This window comes from Specibacter cremeus, assembly GCF_003946885.1.
Lineage (GTDB): Bacteria > Actinomycetota > Actinomycetes > Actinomycetales > Micrococcaceae > Specibacter > Specibacter cremeus.
In genome coordinates this window covers 47,611-66,500 of the sequence record NZ_RWKQ01000023.1, presented here as the reverse complement: position 1 = coordinate 66,500, position 18,890 = coordinate 47,611, and the positions used below count along the sequence as shown (strand labels likewise).

General features: G+C 71.6%; 19 protein-coding genes. 11 read left to right on the top strand and 8 right to left on the bottom strand.

Features of this window, described 5'->3' with window-relative positions; translation table 11 throughout:
- Window positions 1–79 precede the first annotated feature (79 nt).
- Together EJC77_RS10750 and EJC77_RS10745 are read right to left on the bottom strand one after the other, a co-directional pair.
- Window positions 80–946: a nucleotidyltransferase domain-containing protein gene (locus EJC77_RS10750; protein WP_125612451.1), complete on the bottom strand. Its 867-nt coding sequence runs from the start codon at window positions 944–946 to the stop codon at window positions 80–82.
- A 97-nt stretch (window positions 947–1,043) separates the two neighbouring features.
- Window positions 1,044–2,705 (bottom strand): bifunctional 3'-5' exonuclease/DNA polymerase, encoded by a 1,662-nt coding sequence (locus EJC77_RS10745; protein WP_125612449.1) that lies wholly within the window; start codon window positions 2,703–2,705, stop codon window positions 1,044–1,046.
- Window positions 2,706–2,857: 152 nt separating this feature from the next.
- On the opposite strand from EJC77_RS10745, the gene ssd reads away from it, so the two are divergent.
- From ssd to EJC77_RS10700, 9 genes are all read left to right on the top strand, one after another.
- Window positions 2,858–4,069: a septum site-determining protein Ssd gene (gene ssd / locus EJC77_RS10740; protein ID WP_125612447.1), complete on the top strand. Its 1,212-nt coding sequence runs from the start codon at window positions 2,858–2,860 to the stop codon at window positions 4,067–4,069.
- A gap of 47 nt (window positions 4,070–4,116) precedes the next feature.
- On the top strand, window positions 4,117–5,292 hold the full coding sequence (locus tag EJC77_RS10735; RefSeq protein WP_125612463.1) for a TadA family conjugal transfer-associated ATPase: 1,176 nt from the start codon (window positions 4,117–4,119) through the stop codon (window positions 5,290–5,292).
- Window positions 5,292–6,017, top strand: coding sequence for a type II secretion system F family protein (locus tag EJC77_RS10730; protein WP_240630101.1), 726 nt, complete (start codon window positions 5,292–5,294; stop codon window positions 6,015–6,017). Before EJC77_RS10735 ends, EJC77_RS10730 begins: the two co-directional genes overlap by 1 nt.
- Entirely contained in the window at window positions 6,014–6,571 is a 558-nt protein-coding gene (locus EJC77_RS10725; RefSeq protein ID WP_240630099.1) for a type II secretion system F family protein, read from the top strand. Before EJC77_RS10730 ends, EJC77_RS10725 begins: the two co-directional genes overlap by 4 nt.
- A gap of 179 nt (window positions 6,572–6,750) precedes the next feature.
- Entirely contained in the window at window positions 6,751–7,056 is a 306-nt protein-coding gene (locus EJC77_RS21070) for a DUF4244 domain-containing protein (RefSeq protein ID WP_240630097.1), read from the top strand.
- A gap of 11 nt (window positions 7,057–7,067) precedes the next feature.
- A complete protein-coding gene (locus EJC77_RS20700; protein WP_205787136.1) occupies window positions 7,068–7,655 on the top strand; it encodes a TadE family type IV pilus minor pilin in 588 nt (195 codons plus the stop codon).
- Window positions 7,633–8,043, top strand: a complete 411-nt coding sequence (locus tag EJC77_RS10710; RefSeq protein WP_125612445.1) for an Rv3654c family TadE-like protein — start codon at window positions 7,633–7,635, stop codon at window positions 8,041–8,043. Before EJC77_RS20700 ends, EJC77_RS10710 begins: the two co-directional genes overlap by 23 nt.
- Before the next feature lie 104 nt (window positions 8,044–8,147).
- Window positions 8,148–8,762: a ClpP family protease gene (locus tag EJC77_RS10705; protein ID WP_125612443.1), complete on the top strand. Its 615-nt coding sequence runs from the start codon at window positions 8,148–8,150 to the stop codon at window positions 8,760–8,762.
- Window positions 8,759–9,400 (top strand): ClpP family protease, encoded by a 642-nt coding sequence (locus tag EJC77_RS10700; RefSeq protein ID WP_125612441.1) that lies wholly within the window; start codon window positions 8,759–8,761, stop codon window positions 9,398–9,400. The genes EJC77_RS10705 and EJC77_RS10700 overlap by 4 nt, the downstream gene beginning before the upstream one ends.
- A 5-nt stretch (window positions 9,401–9,405) precedes the next feature.
- Here the strand turns inward: EJC77_RS10700 and EJC77_RS10695 are convergent, their stop codons facing one another.
- Complete coding sequence (locus EJC77_RS10695) at window positions 9,406–9,777, bottom strand: helix-turn-helix domain-containing protein (RefSeq protein ID WP_125612439.1); 372 nt, start codon at window positions 9,775–9,777, stop codon at window positions 9,406–9,408.
- 63 nt (window positions 9,778–9,840) lie between these two features.
- Window positions 9,841–12,171, bottom strand: coding sequence for a DEAD/DEAH box helicase (locus tag EJC77_RS10690; protein ID WP_125612437.1), 2,331 nt, complete (start codon window positions 12,169–12,171; stop codon window positions 9,841–9,843).
- Between the two features lie 134 nt (window positions 12,172–12,305).
- On the opposite strand from EJC77_RS10690, the gene trhO reads away from it, so the two are divergent.
- On the top strand, window positions 12,306–13,199 hold the full coding sequence (trhO, locus tag EJC77_RS10685; protein WP_125612435.1) for an oxygen-dependent tRNA uridine(34) hydroxylase TrhO: 894 nt from the start codon (window positions 12,306–12,308) through the stop codon (window positions 13,197–13,199).
- A 3-nt stretch (window positions 13,200–13,202) separates the two neighbouring features.
- On the opposite strand, the gene srmL is transcribed toward trhO, so the two are convergent.
- Both srmL and EJC77_RS10675 read right to left on the bottom strand, forming a co-directional pair.
- Complete coding sequence (gene srmL / locus EJC77_RS10680; RefSeq protein ID WP_125612433.1) at window positions 13,203–14,327, bottom strand: PheS-related mystery ligase SrmL; 1,125 nt, start codon at window positions 14,325–14,327, stop codon at window positions 13,203–13,205.
- A 152-nt stretch (window positions 14,328–14,479) separates the two neighbouring features.
- Complete coding sequence (locus EJC77_RS10675; RefSeq protein ID WP_125612431.1) at window positions 14,480–15,838, bottom strand: MFS transporter; 1,359 nt, start codon at window positions 15,836–15,838, stop codon at window positions 14,480–14,482.
- Between the two features lie 331 nt (window positions 15,839–16,169).
- On the opposite strand from EJC77_RS10675, the gene EJC77_RS10670 reads away from it, so the two are divergent.
- The gene (locus EJC77_RS10670) at window positions 16,170–17,804 is read left to right on the top strand and encodes a DUF7059 domain-containing protein (RefSeq protein WP_125612429.1); all 1,635 of its coding nucleotides are present in this window, start codon (window positions 16,170–16,172) and stop codon (window positions 17,802–17,804) included.
- 48 nt (window positions 17,805–17,852) lie between these two features.
- Here the strand turns inward: EJC77_RS10670 and EJC77_RS21065 are convergent, their stop codons facing one another.
- Both EJC77_RS21065 and EJC77_RS21060 read right to left on the bottom strand, forming a co-directional pair.
- The gene (locus EJC77_RS21065) at window positions 17,853–18,377 is read right to left on the bottom strand and encodes a flavin reductase family protein (RefSeq protein ID WP_125612427.1); all 525 of its coding nucleotides are present in this window, start codon (window positions 18,375–18,377) and stop codon (window positions 17,853–17,855) included.
- Entirely contained in the window at window positions 18,377–18,805 is a 429-nt protein-coding gene (locus tag EJC77_RS21060; RefSeq protein WP_125612425.1) for an ester cyclase, read from the bottom strand. The genes EJC77_RS21065 and EJC77_RS21060 overlap by 1 nt, the downstream gene beginning before the upstream one ends.
- Window positions 18,806–18,890 lie beyond the last annotated feature (85 nt).

Below are 18,890 nucleotides of genomic sequence, written 5' to 3'. Positions count from 1 at the left end.
GTGAGGGGCAATGCGGGGGCGTGATTCGACATGACCCAAGCTTAACCCTCAAAACATGAACTATTTTGGAGACACGCCACTAGGGTCCGGAACCCGGTCGGTGAAGCGGCAACTGGAGCACCCGCGCCGGATTGTGCCGGCTCAGCCACGCATCGGACTGCGCAATCAGCCACGCGCCGAAGACAGCCAACACCGACACCACGACGTCCCGATCGGCGGAGGGGATGATGGCCAGTTCCAGGACCCGGCGCATTGCGGTCTGCTGATCCGGGTAATGCCGGGTGAAGGCCTCGTAGCAGGGCTTGAGGTCGCGGGTGAACGAACGTTCCTGAAGCATCACGAGGGAGAACCCGGTTCGCAGGATGTTCTTCATGATCCGCCGGCACCAGTACCGCACGTCCGGTGGCGACCCGTCGGCCTTCAGCGCCACGATCGCCTCCTCGACGTCGGCCTCTATTTGGCAGATGTCATTGTTGGCCACGGCCACGTCCGGCTTGAAGCGCGGTAACCGTGGCCCCAGATCCTCGCCCCATACGCAGGCACTTTGTGTTTTGAGCAGGAAGCAGGTTTCCGCAAAACGGTCCAGTACCATCACTTCGTCGCAGGGCCAGAGCTCCAGCTGCACGTCGGTGACCAGCGGTGTCAGGTTGGCGATCCGGACGCCCGCGGCCGCGAGCCAGGAATCGTCCTGCCCGCCGGAACTGCGTCGCGTGACGGCGAAACAGTCCAGGTCGGACACGCCCGGGACCGCACGCCCGCGTGCCACGGAACCACGAACGTAAACGCTGTGCAGGTCCTGTCCGACGTGCCGCCGATAGACCCGAACCGACTCCTCGATGGCCGCCCCATACGGGGGGAGTATCTTGCTGGGGGCCGCGTCGTTAAGGATGAAACCGTCGGCATCGAGCGGCCACAATCCTCCCACATCCAATAACTGAAGTGTCATGGCGGCCGTCCGTTCTGCGCAGCGTTCGGGGACGTACGTTGCGCATGGGTGCTTCCTGCGCAGGATACACCCCCGCAACATGCGCAGAACGGCGGGGCTATTTGGCCTGGTCGTAGGAGTCCACGACCACCACGGTGACCGGGAAGTCCACCGGGATGGTGCCGAACAGCAGTTCCTTGGCGGCCCGGGCGGATTCGTGCACCGCGCGCTCAACGGCCCCCACGAGCTCGTCCGGGCAGTGCACCATGACCTCGTCATGCAGGAAGAACACGAGCTCCGGGGTGCCGTCCGATCCCATGGTGCGCAACCGCCGTCGCAATTCAGCCAGCCAGCAGCAGGCCCATTCCGCGGCCGTGCCCTGCACCACGAAATTGCGCGTGAACCGGCCCCGGCTGCGCGCCAATGACTCGGCGCGGCGCTGCTCGGCCTCCGTCGCGCTGCGCTGTGCGGCCAGCCATTGCGGCGCCGGCGGCGGCGTGCTGCGGCCCAGGTGCGTCGTCACGGTGTCGCCGCGCTCGCCGGCCCGGGCCGCATCCTCGACAAACCCCACGGCCCGCGGATACATCCGCCCCAGCTGCGGCATCAGGCGTCCGGACTCGCCCGTCGTGGACCCGTAGATCGCGCCCAGCAGGGCCACCTTGGCGTGCGCCCGCTCGCCACCGAAGCCCTGCGCGGCGATGCCGGCATACAGGTCCTTCCCGCGCGCGGCCTCGGCCATCTTCGCATCCTGGGCCAGTGCGATCAGGACCCGTGGTTCCAGCTGCGCGGCGTCGGCCACGATCAGCTTGTGGCCCGGCTCGGCATGCGCGGCGGCCCGGATCTGCCGCGGTATCTGCAAGGCGCCGCCGCCGCGGGAGGCCCACCGCCCGGACACGACCCCGCCCACCACATACTCCGAGTGGAAGCGGCCATCGTGCACCCACGCGTCGAGCCATGCCCAGCCGTTCGCCGTGAACAGCCGGCTCAGCTTCCGGTAGGCCAGCAGCGGCTCGATGGCGGGGTGCGTGAATTCGCGCAGCTCCCAGGACCTGGTCGACTTGGCGTCGATGCCGGCCCGGTGCAGCGCGCGCATGAGCTCGAGGGGGGAGTCCGGGTTCAACGCCGGCGCACCCAAGGCGTCGCGGAGCATGACGGCCAGTTCCTCCATGCGTTGCGGCCGCGCCGTGCCGGCCGGCTGCCGGCCCAGGTGCTCGGCGAGCAGCGCGCGGTGGATGTCCTCCCGCCAGGGGACGCCGGCATGCTGCATCTCCGCCGCGACCAGGGCGGCGGCGGATTCGGCCGCGAGCAGCAGGGTCAGCCGGTCCGGGTGGGTCGAACCGGCGACGGCCCGCAGCTGTCCGGCCAGCTCGGCAATCAGCTCCGTCGCCGCCGGGCCCTGCCGCTGCGCGGGCCGCTCGAACAGGCTCTCCTGCTGTGCCGGGCGGCGTTCCGGTTCGGCGTCGGTGACCACCGGGACGGGTGCGCGGGTGGCGGCGTAGCCGGTGCCCGCGGCGTATGTGGAGTGGATGAGGATGTTCCGGCACAGGGCCAGGTCGTGGCAGCGCTCCACGCCCACGCCGGCCGCCAGCAGGGCCGGGTACCAGTGCTGGGCACGGTCCCACACCCAGCGCGGCCGCCGGTCCGCTTCCCGCGCCCGGACGGCATTTGCCAGCTCTTGCCTTTGGACGGTTGTTGCCGGCCCCTGCGGCGTGCCGGCGGCGTCGAGTGGGTGCAGCTCGACCACGGCCGGATCCGGGGAGGCCGCCAACAATACGTACATATCTCCATTGTCCACTGGATTGGCCGGTTCGTTTCGAAGATGGGTTTGGGTGGGGCGGTGGCGGTCCTCCACACGGCCGCCGCGCCGCGCGGCTGTCCACAGGGCTCCCGGGCGCGCTGGATTCGGCGACCGGCCCGGCGGATGGTGGTCTCATGGGTGCGGAAGCGGTGGCCAACGGACGACGACGGCGGGCCGGGTGGCGCGGCGGCGCGCCGGCCGGGGGTGGCTTTGTTGCGGGTGGTTCGCCGTCGTGGCTGCCGGCGCAGTCGGCGTCGGTGGTGCTGGTCTGCGGGTCTCCGGCCGTCCAGGGAGAGGTCGGTCGCGTCGCCGCGGCGGCCGCCGTCGAATTGGTGGTCGTGGAGTCGTGGGAACGGGCCGTCGCCGTGTGGGCCGACGCCGCCGCCCTGCTGGTCGGCACGGACATGGGCGGGGTGCCCGCCGGCTGGTCGGGTCCACTGGTGGTCGTCGGGCTGGACGCCGACGCCGCCCGCGTGTGGGAACGGGCGTCCGGCACGGGGGCCGACCGCGTCGCCGTGCTGCCGCAGGCGGCGCACTGGCTTGCCGAACACCTGGCCCGGTTGCGTGACCCGGCGGCCACCGGGGCCGTGGTCGGCGTGATCGGCGGCTGTGGCGGGTCCGGCGCGTCGACCCTGTCCGCGCTCCTGGCTGTGGGCGCCGCCGCGGCGGGCGTGTCGACGCTGTTGGTCGACGGCGACGAGTGGGGCGGCGGGTTGGACTTGGCCCTGGATGCGGCGGACCTGCCAGGCCTGCGCTGGCCGGACATCGTCAACGCGGCTGGCGCCATCAACCCGGGCCAGCTCGCCGCATCGCTGCCGGCCGTCCACGGCTGCTCGCTGCTGTCGTGGGGTGCCCGATTCCCCGTGGCCCACGAGGCGGTTCCGGGTCGCGCTGCGCCTCCGGGGGCCGGGTCGGGCCGGGTGGGCGGCGAGGTGCTGCGTGCCGCCCGGCACGGCTACGGCCTGGCCGTGGTGGATGTGGGCCGGTCGCGGGAGGCGCTTGCGGCCCTCGGCGGACACTGTGACGTGCTGCTGATGGTGGTCCCCGCCCGGCTTCGGGCCGCGGCCGCGGCGACGCGGCTACTGGCCGAGATGCCACCCGTGCCGGTTGCCCTGGTGGTGCGCGGTCCGCTGCGTGAGGGGCTCGATGCGGAGCTTGTCGCCCGGGCCGTCGGAGCGCCGTGCCTGGGGTCGCTCCCCGTGCTGCGCCGCGCGGCGGCCGCCACCGAAGCCGGACGATTGGCCGAACTGGCGTCCGGGCGGGCCGTGCGCCGGTTCCTGGCGGCCGTGCTCGATGCCGTCCTGGCCGGCGGGGATGGCATGCGCGCGACGGGGACGGAGCCGTGAACCGGCACGGGGCGGCGCCGGACCCGGCCGCCGTCGACCCCGCCCTGATGGATTCGGTGCGCCGCCGCGTGCTGTCCCAGGCCGGCCCCGTCACCGACTTGCGCGTTGCCGCTGCCGTGCGGGACAGCGGACACCTGCTCGGCGCGGCCGGGTCGCTGGCGGCCATGGACCGGATCACGGCCGAGCTGAACGGCCTCGGCCCGCTGCAGGACCTGGCGGCCGACCCGCTCGTGACGGACATTTTCGTCAACGCCCCGGACTCCGTGTGGCTCGATCGCGGACACGGCCCCGAACGCGTCCTCGCGCGCTTCGACGGCGAGGACGCGTTGCGCGCGCTCGCCGTCCGGCTTGTCGCGGCGGGCGGGCGACGCCTCGACGACTCGTCGCCATGCGTGGACGTTCGGCTGGACACCGGCTACCGGGTGCATGCCGTGCTGCCGCCCATATCGGCCACCGGGACCCTGCTGTCCATCCGGTTGGCACGGGACTCCGTGTTCACCCTGGCCGAGCTGGTCGACTCGGGTGCGGTGCACCCCGTCATGGCGGACGTCATCCGGGCCATCATCGACGTCCGGGCGAGTTTTCTGGTCAGCGGCGCCACCGGGGCGGGCAAGACGACGCTGCTCTCGACCATGCTGGGTCTGTGCCCGGCAACCGAACGCCTCGTCCTGATCGAGGACGCCGCGGAACTCACCCCGCGTCATCCGCACGTGGTGACGCTCGAGGCCCGTCACGCCAACGCCGAGGGCACCGGCGGGATCGACCTGGCCGAACTCGTCCGGCAGGCGCTGCGCATGAACCCGGGGCGGCTCGTCGTCGGCGAGTGCCGGGGACCGGAAGTCCGGGAGCTGCTGATGGCCCTGAACACGGGACACAGCGGCGGTGGCGGCACCGTCCACGCCAACGGGGCGGCCGATGTGCCGGCCCGGCTGGCTGCTCTGGGCGCGCTCGCCGGACTCGACCGCCACGCGGTGGCGATGCAGGCGGCCAGCGCCCTGGACGTGGTGCTGCATGTGGCGCGTCGCGGCGGCCGGCGTTTTGTCGCCCAGGTGGGCGTCGTGCGGTTGGTGGCGGGGGAGCTGGACGTGACTCCCGCGGTGCTCGCGGCGCCGGGGCCCGCGGCGTCCGGGCCGGCGGCGGAGGTGAGCCGGGGCCCGGGGTGGGCGGTGTTGGCTGCGCGACTGGGGCTGGACCCCGGCCTCCTCGATCGGCAGGCAGCCTAATGGGCGTCGAGACGGCCGTGTTCTTGCTCGCCGCGGCCGCCGCCTGGTTGCTGGCCGGTTCGACCCGGCCATGGATGACGCGGCGGGGGCGGACCGCCGGCCGCCGGCGGCCACCTCGGACGGCTGCGGCGGACGAGGCCGGCGCCGGCATGGTCCGGCTCGTGCGGCAACTGGCGGCGCTGCTCGCCGCCGGCCGGTCCGGCCCCCGCCTGTGGGAGGATCTGGCCACGGTGCTCGAAGGAGCGGACCCATGCTCGCCGCACGCACCCGTCGTCCGCGCCGTTGAACGGGTCACCGGCATGGGCCTGTCGGCCGGGGACGCCATCCGGGCCACGTGCGCCGTCTCGACGCCCGGTGGGGCGGCCGCGCACCGGTCCGATCTTGTGGCGTGGAGGTCCTTGGCGGCCTGCCTGGACGTCTCGGCGGCCAGCGGCGCGCCGCTGGCCGCCGTCCTCACCCGATTCGCGGCCAGCCTGGAGTCCGACATGGACGCCGCCGCGCAACGCCGAACGGCGCTGGCCGGGCCGCGGGCGACCGTGCGGCTGCTGACGTGGCTGCCCGTCCTCGGATTGGCACTGGGCATGGCCATGGGCGTCGACCCCGTCAGGGTGCTGACCTCAACCCCAGTGGGTTGGGCGGCTGCGGCCGCCGGTCTCACCCTGATGCTCCTGGGCCGGTGGTGGTCCACGCGGCTCATTGTCTCGGCCGCGGGGAGCAGGTCGTGAGCTCCCTGGCCGTTTTCCTGCCGGCCGCCATGGCCTGCTGGTTGTTGTCTGGTCCGGCCCGCTTGACGCCGGCCATGGTACGGGCGCTCCCCTCCGGATCGGCGCCGGGTCCAGCGGATGGCAGCCGGATCGACGACCTTCCCATGCTGCTGGAACTGCTCGGCGCCGCGCTGGACGCGGGCGTGTCCGTGCCACGGGCCCTGAAGATCGTTGCCGCTGTGGCGGCGCCGGAAATCAGGGACGGACTGGCCGTGGTCGTGGCCGGCCTGTCGATCGGCGCGTCGTGGGAGCACGCCTGGGAGCCGGTGCGGGGGAGCGGGGCATTGGCAGGCCTGTACAGGGCCCTGTCCCTGGCGGCACTGACGGGCGCGCCCGCGGCGTCGCTGCTGTACGCCGAGTCGGCGCAACTGCGCCGGGGCGCGCACCGGGACGCGGAACGCCGCGCCGGGGCCCTCGGGGTGAAACTGGTGATCCCCCTGGGCCTGTGCTCGTTGCCCGCGTTCGTCTGCCTCGGCGTGGTGCCGGTGGTCGTCGCCATGATGCCGGCGCTGTGAACCGTTGCGGCCCGTCCTCCACATGGGGGACGCGACGAGGTGCTGTCCACCGGGTGCCGGTGTCGGCTGGCCCGGGGCGGAGGGCCGGCGAAGAGTTGGCGGACCAGCGCACGAGCGGTGGTTGCGAGAACGTCGCGAGAACGTCGCGAGAACAAGGTCACGTGAACAAGGGAGTTGCCATGGAAAGCATGCACGAATCCGGTGCGGCCGGTGGGGTCGCCGAGCACGGTACCGGGCCCGATGCCTCCGAGGAGGGCGGCGGGCCCGACAACGTGCGGGAGATCCGTCCTGGCGCCGCCAGCGAACCGCCCGTCGCCAGGCGGCACACCCGGCGCTGGCGGTCGGAGGCCGGGATGGCCACGGCCGAGTACGCGATCGCCACGCTGGCGGCCGTTGGATTCGCCGGCCTGCTGGTCGTGATCCTCAAGAGCGACGAGGTGCGCGGCTTCCTGCTGAACATCATCCGGACGGCCCTGAGTTTCTGACGGTGGCCGTCATGGTGGTTGAACATGTTCACAACGGGCTGCGGCATCGGCGGGCCGACGGCCCGGACCCCGCACCCGGGCAGCGGTCCCGCGGGTCCGTGACGGCCGAACTGGCCGTGGCGCTGCCGGCGGTGACCGCGCTGCTGGCCTTGCTGATGTTGGGTGCCGGCGTTGGCATCCAGCAATTGCGGCTGGAGGAGGCGGCGGCGGCCGGGGCACGCGGACTGGCTCGCGGCGACGCCACGAGCCTGGTCCAGAACACCATCGGCAACATCGCGGGCAGCGGCTCCAGCGCGTCGATCGGCGTCGCCGACGGCTACGCCACGGTCACCGTGTCCGGGCGCGTGACGGGTCCGCTGTCCGCGCTGGTGGCGTGGTCGCAGCACGCGACGGCGTCGGCCAGGCTCGAGACGCTCAAGGGAACCGGTCAGCTGCCGGCCGAACGGCCCGCAGCGGGGCCGGACACGGCGGGACCGCGGTCCGCGGAGATCGGCCCCCGGGCCGGTCCGCCCGGGCGGCACATGACCGGGCGGCAGGATTCCAAGGCTGGCGGCCCCATCCGGACAGGAGGCGGAGATGCGCCATGGGTCCCCGCGTAGGAACGCCGGTCGCCGCTGTGTGCGGGCCACGGAGCGGGGTGCCGGAACCGTGCTGGTCGTGGGTTTGGTCATGGTCCTGATGATCCTGCTGGCCTCCGTTCTCCTGCTCGCGCAGGCCGCGGTGGCGGCTCGTCGCGCCGCGACCGCCGCCGACCAGTCGGCCCTGGCCGCCGCGGATGCGGCCCGGGGGCTGGCGCCCGGCGAACCGTGCCGGGTGGCGGGCGAGGTCGCCGGACGCAACGGGGCACGCCTCGCGGCCTGCACGATCGAGGGAACGCGGGGCGAGATCGTTGAGGTTCGCACGGAGGTTCGCGGGCCGCCGTTGCTGCCGGCGGCCACGGGTCACGCGCGGGCGGGCCCGCCGCCGGACTCCGTCCTCCCGGGGTGAGGGGACCGGAACGCGGCCACGCCAGGGGCCCGATCCGCCGTGGGCAGATCCGCCCTCGGCAGCATTCCCGGGCCTTTTGGCCGGCTGGGTTGCACGCTGGAGGCATGGACGAGAACAACAAGCCACCGGTCTTCAGCCCGCTGGCCCGTGACCAATTGCTGCAACGACGGATCCTGGTGCTCGACGGCGTCCTGGACGACGACAACGGCACCCTGCTGGCGGCCCAGCTCGCCGGGCTGGCGGTCGAGGACGCCACATCGGATGTCGCGTTGTGGATCCACTCGCCGGGCGGGTCGGTGCCGGCCATGCTGGCGTTGCGCGACCTGATGCGCCTGGTGCCATGCGACGTATCCACGCTGGTGCTCGGCATCGCCTGCAGTGCCGGCCAGTTCCTGCTCTCGGCCGGCACCCCGGGCAAGAGGCACGCGCTGCCGCATTCCCGCGTGCTCATGCACCAGGGATCCGCCGGGATCGGCGGCTCCGCCGTAGAGGTCGAGGTCCAGGCCAACGACCTGCGCCTGACCCGCGACACCGTGCTCGGGCTCATCGCCGAGGACACCGGCCAGCCGCTGCAACGCATCTTCGACGATTCGCTGCATGACCGCTGGTACACGGCGGCCGAGGCCCTGGACTACGGTTTCGTCGACCACATCGTCGACAATTTCGAACAGATCATGCCCGCCCGCAAGCGGCGGATCGGGCTTGGAGTGGACGCATGAGCGGCTACACGATTCCCAACGTCATCGCCGAACACCCCCGCGGGGAGCGCATCATGGACGTGTACTCGCACCTGCTCACCGAGCGCATCGTGTACCTGGGCACGGCCATCGATGCCGGTGTCGCCAACACGCTGATCGCGCAGTTGCTGCACCTCGAGGCGGCCGGCCCCGACCGGGAGATCAACCTGTACATCAATTGCGAGGGCGGGGACATGACCTCGATGCTGGCCGTCTACGACACCATGCAATACATCCGGGCGCCCGTGGCGACAACCTGCGTCGGCCAGGCGATGGCCGCCGGGGCCGTGCTCCTGGCCGCCGGCGCACCGGGCCGGCGGGCGGTCCTCCCGCACACGCGCGTCGTGCTCCACCAACCGGCCGCCCAGGGCCGGGGCCCGATCCCCGACCTGATCCTGCAGGCGGACGAGGTGGTGCGCATTCGTGCCGAGATCGAGGAGATCCTGGCGGCACACACGGGCCAGAGCATTGAGGCGCTGCGCCACGACACGGACCGGGACCGCGTGTTCACGCCCCGGGCCGCCCTCGACTACGGGTTGATCGACGAGGTCCTGGCACCCCGGGCGCCCGCCGCAGGAGCGGCACCACGGGCGCCGGCCCTGTTGGCACGCAGCGCGTGAGCCGTTTAGGCGGCCAGCGCCAGCATGGCCTGGGTGGTCGCCCGGGACGGTGTGGGCTCCAACGGTGCGGCCCGGGACTCACGCCGCAGTTCCGCGGTCACCTGTTCCGTCAGGTCGAGCAGGTCGGTGTCGAGCGCCCCGGCGACGGCGGCGATCATCTCACTGGACGGTTCCTTGCGGCCGCGTTCGATCTCGGAGAGGTACTGCGGCGAGATGCCGGCCGCCGCGGCGGTCTCGAGCAGCGTCTCGCCGCGATGCAACCGCAACCGTCGGAGCCGGTGCCCGAGTACCTCCCGCCACAGCGGTTCCGGCCGGTGGTCGAGCCTGTCGAGACCCCGTGGACCCGGCAGCTGGTAGATTCTCGCGTTCTCACTCATGGTCCACAGTAGGCACGAACCCGGGCCGTTGCGGAGGCGTTCTGCCGAGGGCAGACGAACCGCTCAGTCCGCTGAATGGCCCAGCACGATGTCCAGCCACCGGACCGCACCGGCCTTGGACAGCGGGTTGTTCTTGTTGCCGCATTTGGGGGACTGCACGCAGGACGGGCAGCCGGCATCACATTCGCAGGCGCGGATTGCGTCCCGCGTGGCCGCCAGCCACGTCCGCGCCATGTCGAAGCCGCGCTCGGCGAACCCGGCCCCGCCCGGGTGGCCGTCGTACACGAACACGGTCGGCTGGCCGGTGTCGGCATGCAGGGCCGTGGACACGCCGCCCACATCCCACCTGTCGCTCGAGGCCACCAGCGGCAACAGGCCGATGGCGGCGTGCTCGGCCGCGTGCAGGGCGCCGGGGAACTCGGGCTCCACCAGACCGCCCTGCAGCAGTGTGCGGTTGTCCATGGTGAACCAGACGGCCTTCGTGAACAGGTCGCGGGCACCCAGTGTCAGCGGTTCCTCGCCGAGCACCTCGTTGGAGATGAACGCCTTGCGCTGGAACGACACCACCTGGGTGGTCACCTGAACCTCGCCGAAGTGAACCTCCACGGGGCCCCAGACCTCGTGCCGCAGCGACTCGACCACCTCGATCTGGGTGACGTCGCGGGCCGTCGTGTAGTAGTCGGGATTGGCCCGGCGCACCATGGCGCAGTGGTCCTCCTCGTTCAGGTCCTCCACCACGTAGGACGCGCCCTGGTGCACATACACGGCGCCCGTGTGCGCCTGGTAGTGCGCCTGTGGCGAGTCCATGGTGCCCAGCAGCGCGCCCGTGTCGGCCTCGACGATGCTGATCGGCCCGCCGCCGTCGGCCCGCAGGCTCACCAGGTCCGCCGCGCTCTGCGGGTGCGTCCAGAACCAGCCGGCCGGCCGGCGGCGCAGGAACCCGTCGGCCACCAGCTTGTCCAGCAGGCCAGAGGTTGTCGGCCCGAACAAGCCGAAGTCCTCGGGGCGCAGCGGCAGCTCGGCCGCCGCGGCGCACAGGTGCGGGCCCAGCACGTACGGGTTCAACGGGTCGAACACGGTCGCCTCGACGGGCACGTCGAAGATGGCCTCCGGGTGGTGGACCAGGTACGTGTCGAGCGGGTCGTCGCTGGCCACGAACGCGGCCAGCGCATCCTGCCCGGCCCGTCCGGCGCGGCCGATCTGCTGGAACAGCGACGCCCGCGTGCCCGGCCAGCCGGCCACCAGCACGGCGTCCAGCCCGGAGATGTCGATGCCCAGCTCCAGCGCGGACGTGCTGGCGACCCCGAGCAGCTCGCCCGAGCGCAGCGACGCCTCCAGCGCCCGCCGCTCCTCCGGCAGGTACCCGGAGCGGTAGGCGGCGATCCGGTCCGGCAGGCTCGGGTCGACCTCGTCCAGGAGCCGGCGCGTCGTCCCGGCGATCGTCTCGGCGCCGCGCCGGGACTTGATGAACGCGATGGTGCGCACCCTGGCCGCGACGAGGTTCGCCAACAGGTCGGATGTCTCGGCGATCGCCGTGCGCCGCGACCTGGCCCCGTTCTCGCCCTTCAGCTCGGTCAGCTCCGGTTCCCAGAACGCCACGACCGTGGACCCGTGTGGGGAACAGTCGGCCGTCACGGCCTGCACGGGCGCCCCGATCAGCCGCGCGAACGACGTCTGCGGACTCGACGCCGTCGCGGACGCGCCCATGAACACCGGCTCCGCCCCGTAGTGCGCGCAGATCCGCAGCAGCCTGCGCAGCAGGTTCGCCACATTGGAGCCGAACACGCCCCGGTAGCTGTGCGCCTCGTCGATGATCACGTACTTGAGCCGGCGCAGGAACCGGGCCCACCACGGGTGGTTCGGCAGTACGCCGTAGTGCAGCATGTCCGGATTGCACAGCACGAAGTTCGCGTGGTCGCGGATCCAGCGCCTGTCGCCCGGTTCGGTGTCGCCGTCGTAGGTGGCGGCGCGCAGCGTCGGCAGCTTGAGCGCGGACAGGGCCTGCAGCTGGTCGGCGGCCAGCGCCTTCGTCGGCGCCAGGTACAGGACGCACGCCCCGTCGGGGTCCAGCCGGCCCGGATTCTCGCGAATGCGCAGCTCCGCCCGGTGCACGGCGTCGAGCGCCGGCAGCTGGTAGGCGAGCGACTTCCCCGACGCCGTCCCCGTGGCGATGACCACATGGGCGCCGCCGTGGGCCAGGTTCGCGCCGTCGACCTGGTGCCGCCACGGCTCGTGCACGCCCAGCATTCCGTAGGCCGTGACCAGGTCCGGATGCGCCCACGCCGGCCAGGCCACGGTCTCGGCCGCGCGCGCCGGAATGCGCCGCACATGCTGCAGCTGCGGCGGGTCGTCGGTGCGCCCCAGCAGGCGGAGCAGCGTGTTGTCGGCGGGCACGCCCCCATTCTCCCATCGCCGGCGCGTCACCAGACCGCAGCGGAACAGATGGACGACGGCGGGACGCCCCTGCCGCCGTCGTCCATCCCTTACGCCGGGGGAGGGAACCGGCGCCGACACGTACCCTTAAGGGCGTGGCTTTGAACCGAATCGTGCTTTTCTACGGCTTCACCCCCGTCAAGGACCCCGACGCGGTGCGGCTGTGGCAGCGCGCGCTCTGCGAGAAGCTGGGCCTGCGCGGGCGCATCATCATCTCCGGCGACGGCATCAACGCGACCGTCGGCGGCGAGCTGGACGCGGTCAAGCAGTACGTGAAGACGACGCGCGAATACCGCGGCTTCCACGGCATCGACGTGAAATTCTCGGACGGCGGCGCGGACGACTTCCCGCGCCTGAGCGTGAAGGTCCGCGACGAACTGGTCAGCTTCGGCGCCCCGGGCGAGCTGGTCGTGGACGAGCACGGCGTGGTGGGTGGCGGCACGCACCTGGCGCCGGAGCAACTGCACGAGCTGGTCGCGGTGAAGCAGTCCAGGGGGGAAGAAGTGGTGTTCTTCGACGGCCGCAACGCGTTCGAGGCGCAGATCGGCAAATTCAGGAACGCCGTGGTGCCGGACGTGGCGACGACGCACGACTTCATCGCCGAACTCGACTCCGGCAAGTACGACGCGCTCAAGGACAAGCCGATCGTCACCTACTGCACGGGCGGGATCCGCTGCGAGGTGCTCAGCTCCCTCATGATCAACCGCGGGTTTTCCGAGGTGTACCAGCTGGACGGCGGCATTGTCCGGTACGGCGAGGCATTCAAGGACACCGGACTGTGGGAGGGCTCGCTGTATGTGTTCGACAAACGCATGCACGTCGAATTCAGCGACGACGCCGCCACGATCGGGCGCTGCGTGCGCTGCACGGCGCCGACCAGCAAGTTCGAGAACTGCGCCAACCCGTCATGCCGCACGTTGAGCCTGTACTGCGCGGGCTGCGCCGGCGCCGCCGAGACACTGCGCTGCCCCGACGGTTGCCCGGCCTGACCCTCACGCGATGAGCTCCGCCACGGGACCCTCATGCAGGGCCACGTAGACCCGGTTCCGGAGCGCGTTCGCCTCGGCCGCAGTCAGGGTCCGGTCCAGCGATTGCAGGGTCAGGCGCACCAAGACGTTGGCCTGTCCGGGGGCCATGCCAAGCCGGCGCACGGCGGCCGCAGGCAGCGCGTCCCGCGGCGTGACCTCGAGGACGTCGAGGGAGGCCAGTGCGTCCGCCTCCGGACCCAGTGCGGTGCGGGCCGCGTCGCCCAGCGTCTCGGGATCCGCGTCGGCGGCACATACCAGCGACAAGTCGCGGCGCATGGGCGGCATCGCGGAGACCGGCCGGTAGGGCTCAAGGTCGTGCAGTTGGGCCTGCACGCGCGGGTCGGTTGAGCGGAGCAGGCGGATGTCGTCGATGCCCTTGCGCAGCATGAGCGCCCGGTCCAGTCCCAGGCCCAGCGCCAGCCCGCCCCAGCGCCGCGGGTCCAGCCCGGCCCCGCGCAGCACGGACGCCGCGACCAGTCCGCATTCGGCCAGTTCCAGCCACTGCCCGCCCACGGACACGTCCAGCTGCGCCCCGGCCGTCGTATACGAGTGGGTGCTCGGGGTGGCCCGCCAGCGTGCGCCCGGCAGCACGGCGTCGACGACTGCGGCCATCATGGACTGCAGCTCGCGCTCGTCCGGCAGTCCGCGGGCCTGCAGCCGCCACAGATCCACCTGGTGCGGCGCGCCCACGTGGGTCCGGTCGACGGCGTCACGCCGGTACACGAGTCCGGGAAGCACGTGCAGCACGTCGTGGCGGTCCTGTTCGCCGCGCAGCGAATCGAGCAGGGCCGGGATCCCGGCGGTCGTGTGGCTGCGCAGCATGACGGTCGGGCTGACATGCCGGGAGTAGCGCGAATCCCGGGTGATGTCGTCGGCGCGGTACCCGAGCCGGTCGTAGTTGTCGCGCGTGGCCACCAGCGGGCTGAGCCGGTGCGTGCGGGACGGGATGTGCCACCGGGCGGTGAGGGCGGCCACGACGTCGTCCAACAGCAGGGTCATGGCGTGCGGCTGCGCGGTGACGGCAGGGTCGCTCAAATCGGGCAGTGCCAGGGCGGCATTGAGTTCGGCCAGGGAGAGATGGGTGTGCATGGGGTGGATCCTTCGGGAGGCGGGATGGGCGGAAAACCCCCGGCCGCCCGGCCACCCGGACTCAGCGCGTCAGCGAACAGGCCCCGGCGGCCGCAAACGGCCGAGGGCTGCTAAATCGCTGGCTCACGTACATGGGGACCATGGTACGCCCCTTAGCGTCCGTGCCCGGCGCGGGCAGTGTCCAGCTCGGGGATGTCCAGCTTGGCCGTCTCCCGCGACAGCCAGGCGGCCGCGGCGGAGACCAGCGACAACAGCAGCGTGAGCGACCCGACGATCAGCGTCACGTTCGCCCCCGGCGGCGCGACGAGCGTGAAGATGCTCGGCAGGAACGCGGTGAGCAGCAGGGCCAGGTTCTGCGAGATCGCGAATCCGGTCACGCGGGTGCGCGTGGGGAACAGCTCCTGGAAGAAGCTGGCGAACGTCGCATTCCATATCTGGTAGAGCACGCCGAACATGAGGACGGCGAGGACGACGGTGAGCGGGACGTTCTTCTGGCTGACGGCATACAGGTACGGGAACGCCAACACGCCCGCGGCCACGGGGCCGAAGATCATCAGCGGCCGGCGCCCGATCCGGTCCGAGAGCCGGCCGAAGAACGGGATCAGCACGACGGCGACGAGGTTGGCGAGCACGGGCATCCACAGATAGGTGGACGGGCTCATCTTGATGCCGTACGCGGGCTGGGTGGCGTACGCCGTGCCGAAGACGACGACGGTGATCCCGATGACGTTGGCCAGGCCCATGCAGATGGCGCGCACGACGGTGCCGCCGTTCTCCCGGAACACCCGGAGCGCGGGCACCTTGGCCCTCTTGCCCTGTTGCGCCTCGGCCAGGAACGCCGGGGTCTCGTCGACGCGGCTGCGAATGACCAGCCCGGCGATGATGACGACGACGCTCAGCAGGAACGGGATGCGCCAGCCCCACGCGTCGAAGGCGGATGCGGGAAGGGCGGCCGACAACGGGATGAAGCTGGCGGACGCGAGGATGCTGCCGGCCTGCGTGCCCTGGAGGCTGAGGCTGGCATAGAAGCCGCGCCGGCCACTCGGGGAATGCTCGACGATCATGGCACTGGCCCCGCCGAGCTCGCCGGCGACGGCGAATCCCTGCACGAGTCGCAGGACGACGAGCAGCAGCGGTGCCCAGAACCCGATCTGGGCGTACGTCGGCAGCAATCCGACGGCGAAGGTGGACGCGCCCATGAGCAGCATGGCGAACACGAGGATATTCTTGCGCCCGTGCCGGTCGCCCAGGTTACCCAAGACGAACGCGCCAATGGGGCGGGCGACGTAGCCGACGCCGTAGGTGGCCAGTGACGCGATGAGCGCAACCGTCGGGTTGCCCTTGGGGAAGAAGATCTGCGGGAACACGAGGGCCGCGGCGGCGGCGTAGATCGTGAAGTCGTAGTATTCGAGGGCGCTTCCGACCCATCCGCTCGCGGCCGCACGCCGCGACATCGAGCGGACGTGTACGGTCCGCGTCGCGGCAGTCGATTCGGGCACTTCGTCGTGCATGGGACCCTCCAAAAATATTCTCCGACAATCACCGGCTCACCGCCATGTGGGGCAAATCGGCACTATGGGCAAGCGCTTTCCAGTAGAGCATGAAACGATTCAAGAAGCAATAGCCGATTCGCAGATTTCGCGACCTCGCCGGGGCGGGTGGCGAGGCCCGGTTCTCATGGCAAGCAGGTATCCATGCCGCTGCCCTGGTGGTGCGGTGGACGTTCGCGCCGGGGCGGGATCCGGCGGCCGCCCCCCCCGCACTCTGGCCGGATGCACGCCGTGACGCGAGGGAGCGTCCGGGATGCCCCTCCCCGGCGCCGCGTTCACTACGCTTGGCACCATGAACGACTTCTCCGCCGTGCCCGACGCGCCGCGCAGCGACCGGCCGGAGCAGGTCCGCGCTCTCGCCGCGGACCTGACGGCCCTGGACTACACCGTTGACGCCGTGGCGCGCCTCCTCGGCCCGGAGGCCCACGACGCCCTGGGCCGGGACCAGCCTGTGCCGGCCTCGCTGGTCCTGCGCGAGAACACCACCCCGCTGGCCGTTGTGACCCGGCTGTGGCTGCTGGCCGAGCCGGTCCCCCTCGACGCGCTCGCCAAGGCCCTGCCCGCAAGCGGGGTCGACAACCTGCTGGCCCTGGGCCTCATCGAGTCGGCGCACCAGTCCGCCCTGGTGCGCGCCGCCGTCGACCTTCGACCCTACGGCTGGCCGGCCGACACCGATGGCGGTGCCGGTGCGGACCTGTGGGTGGCCAGCGACCTCGGCGCCCACCAGCGCCCGGGCGTGCTGCGCCGCGACCACGTGCTCGGCATCGGCCGGGCCTCGCTCACGCTCGCTCAGGGCACCATCCGCCGCGTGGTCGGCCGCGCCCTGGACCTCGGAACCGGCTGCGGCATCCAGACGTTCCACCTGCTCCACCACGCCCAGTCGGTCGTGGCCACGGACATCTCCGAGCGCGCTCTTGCGTTCACACGCTTCAACCTCATGCTCAACGCCGCCGCGCTGGGGCTGGGCCCGGCCGATTTCGACCCGGCCAACCCGGACTCGCGCATCTCGCTGCGCCGCGGCAGCCTGCTCGAGCCGGTGCAGGGGGAGACGTTCGACCTGGTCGTGTCCAACCCGCCGTTTGTCATCACCCCGCGCCACCGCGGCGAGGCGCCGGCGGACCAGTTCACGTACCGCGACGGCGGCCGCGTCGGCGATGCCATCGTCGCCCTGCTCGTCCACGACCTGCCCGCCATCCTGGCCCCCGGCGGCATCGCGCAGATGCTCGGCAACTGGGAGGTCGGCAGGGACGACGACGGCGCGCCGGCCCCGTGGTCGGCCCGCCCGCGGCGGTGGGTGCGGGAGGACGTCCAGGCCTGGTTCATCCAGCGCGAGCAGGTCAGCCCCGGCACGTATGCCGAGACGTGGCTGCAGGACGCCTCGGAGGGACGGGACCCGGCCCTGTTCGCCGCCGCCTACGCCGACTACCTGGAGGATTTCGAGTCCCGGCACGTGACGGGGATCGGCTTCGGCCACATCCTGCTGCGCCGCCCCGTTTCCGCCGCCACGGCCCCGGAGCCGCTGGGCACCGGCACCCGATTCGAGGAGATCCTGTACCCGATCGAGGAGCCGATCGGGCCGCACCTGGCCGACGCGCTGGACCGCGAGGCGTGGCTCGACGCGCACCCGACGCTGGCCGCGGAGCGCCTCATCGTGGCCGGGGACGTCACCGAGGAACGCCACCAGAGGCCCGGAGCGGAGCATCCGGGCGTGATCCTGCTGCGCCAGGGCGCCGGGCTGCGTCGCACGGTCATCCTGACCACCGAGCTGGCCGGGTTCGTCTCGGCCAGCGACGGCGACCTGACCGTGGGCCAGCTCATCGCCGCGCTCGCCGCCCTGCTGGAGCGCGACGACGACGCGTTCGCCGACGGCCTGCAGGACGGCGTGCGCAGCCTGGTCAGGGACGGGTTCCTGCTGCCGGCCGAGTAGGTTCGTCGCTGGTCGAGCCCGTCGAGACCCGGCCGGGTGAAACGCCGGTTACTCCTTGGGCAGTTCGGTCAGGTCCGCACCGTCAAAGAAGCGACCGGCCTTGTAGACCATGGGGGATTTGTCATTGACGTCGGCGTGGCGGACGCGGCAGATGAAGACCGTGTGGGTTTTGGCCTGGAAACGCTCCCGGATCTCCGCCTCCAGCATGGCCGCCGATCCGTTGATCAGGGGTGAACCATGCGGGCCTTCGTGCCAGTCGATGGTGGCGAACTTGTCCTCGGCCTTGGAGGCGAACACGGACACGACGTCGCGCTGGTCGTTGGCGAGGATGTTCACGCCCAAATGCGTGGCCGCGTGCAGCGCCGGGTAGGTGGAGGAGGTGCGCTGGATGCACACCATGATCAGCGGCGGGTCCAGTGAGATCGAGGCGTAGGCGTTGACGGCCAGACCGCGGGCCCTGTCCCCGTCCTTGGTGGTGACCACCGTGACGCCGGTGACGAACTGGCGGTTGAAGCCCTTCATCAGGTCCGGATCGGGCTCGTTGAGCAGCGGGGCGGAAATGGCGTCGGTCATTAGTCTTCTCCCAGTGAGGTGATGCCGAGGGCGGTCAGCAAGTGGCGGGGGTCCCAGGTGACGCGTTCCCGGCTGAGCCGTCCGTCCTCGAAGGTGCAGAAATTGGAACCGTAGGTCAAGACCCGCCGGTTGGTGGCCGGGACGCCGAACAGTTCGTCGCGGTGCGTTCCGGTGCTGGACCAGAAAATGGCCAGGTGGCCGTCCTCTTCGATGAGGTCTTCAATGGTGGTCGCCAGGTCGGGGAAGGCTCGACGGGTGGCCCGGATGGCGTCCTTGAATTCGTCGGCGGCCAGTGGCTTGTCGGATCCGTGCGTCGTGCGGCTGTAGTCCTCGGCCAGCAGCGCGTCGAGGGCATCGACGTCGCCGTCATCCCAGGCCGCGTGCCAGACCCGGCGGACTCGGGCCTTCAGCTCTGATTCCTGTGCCATGCGGTGACTCTCCTCCTCGTTGACTGCTGTTGCATGGTAGTAACGGTAAGACACGTCACATGGGAACGTCAAGATCGCCCCTCTC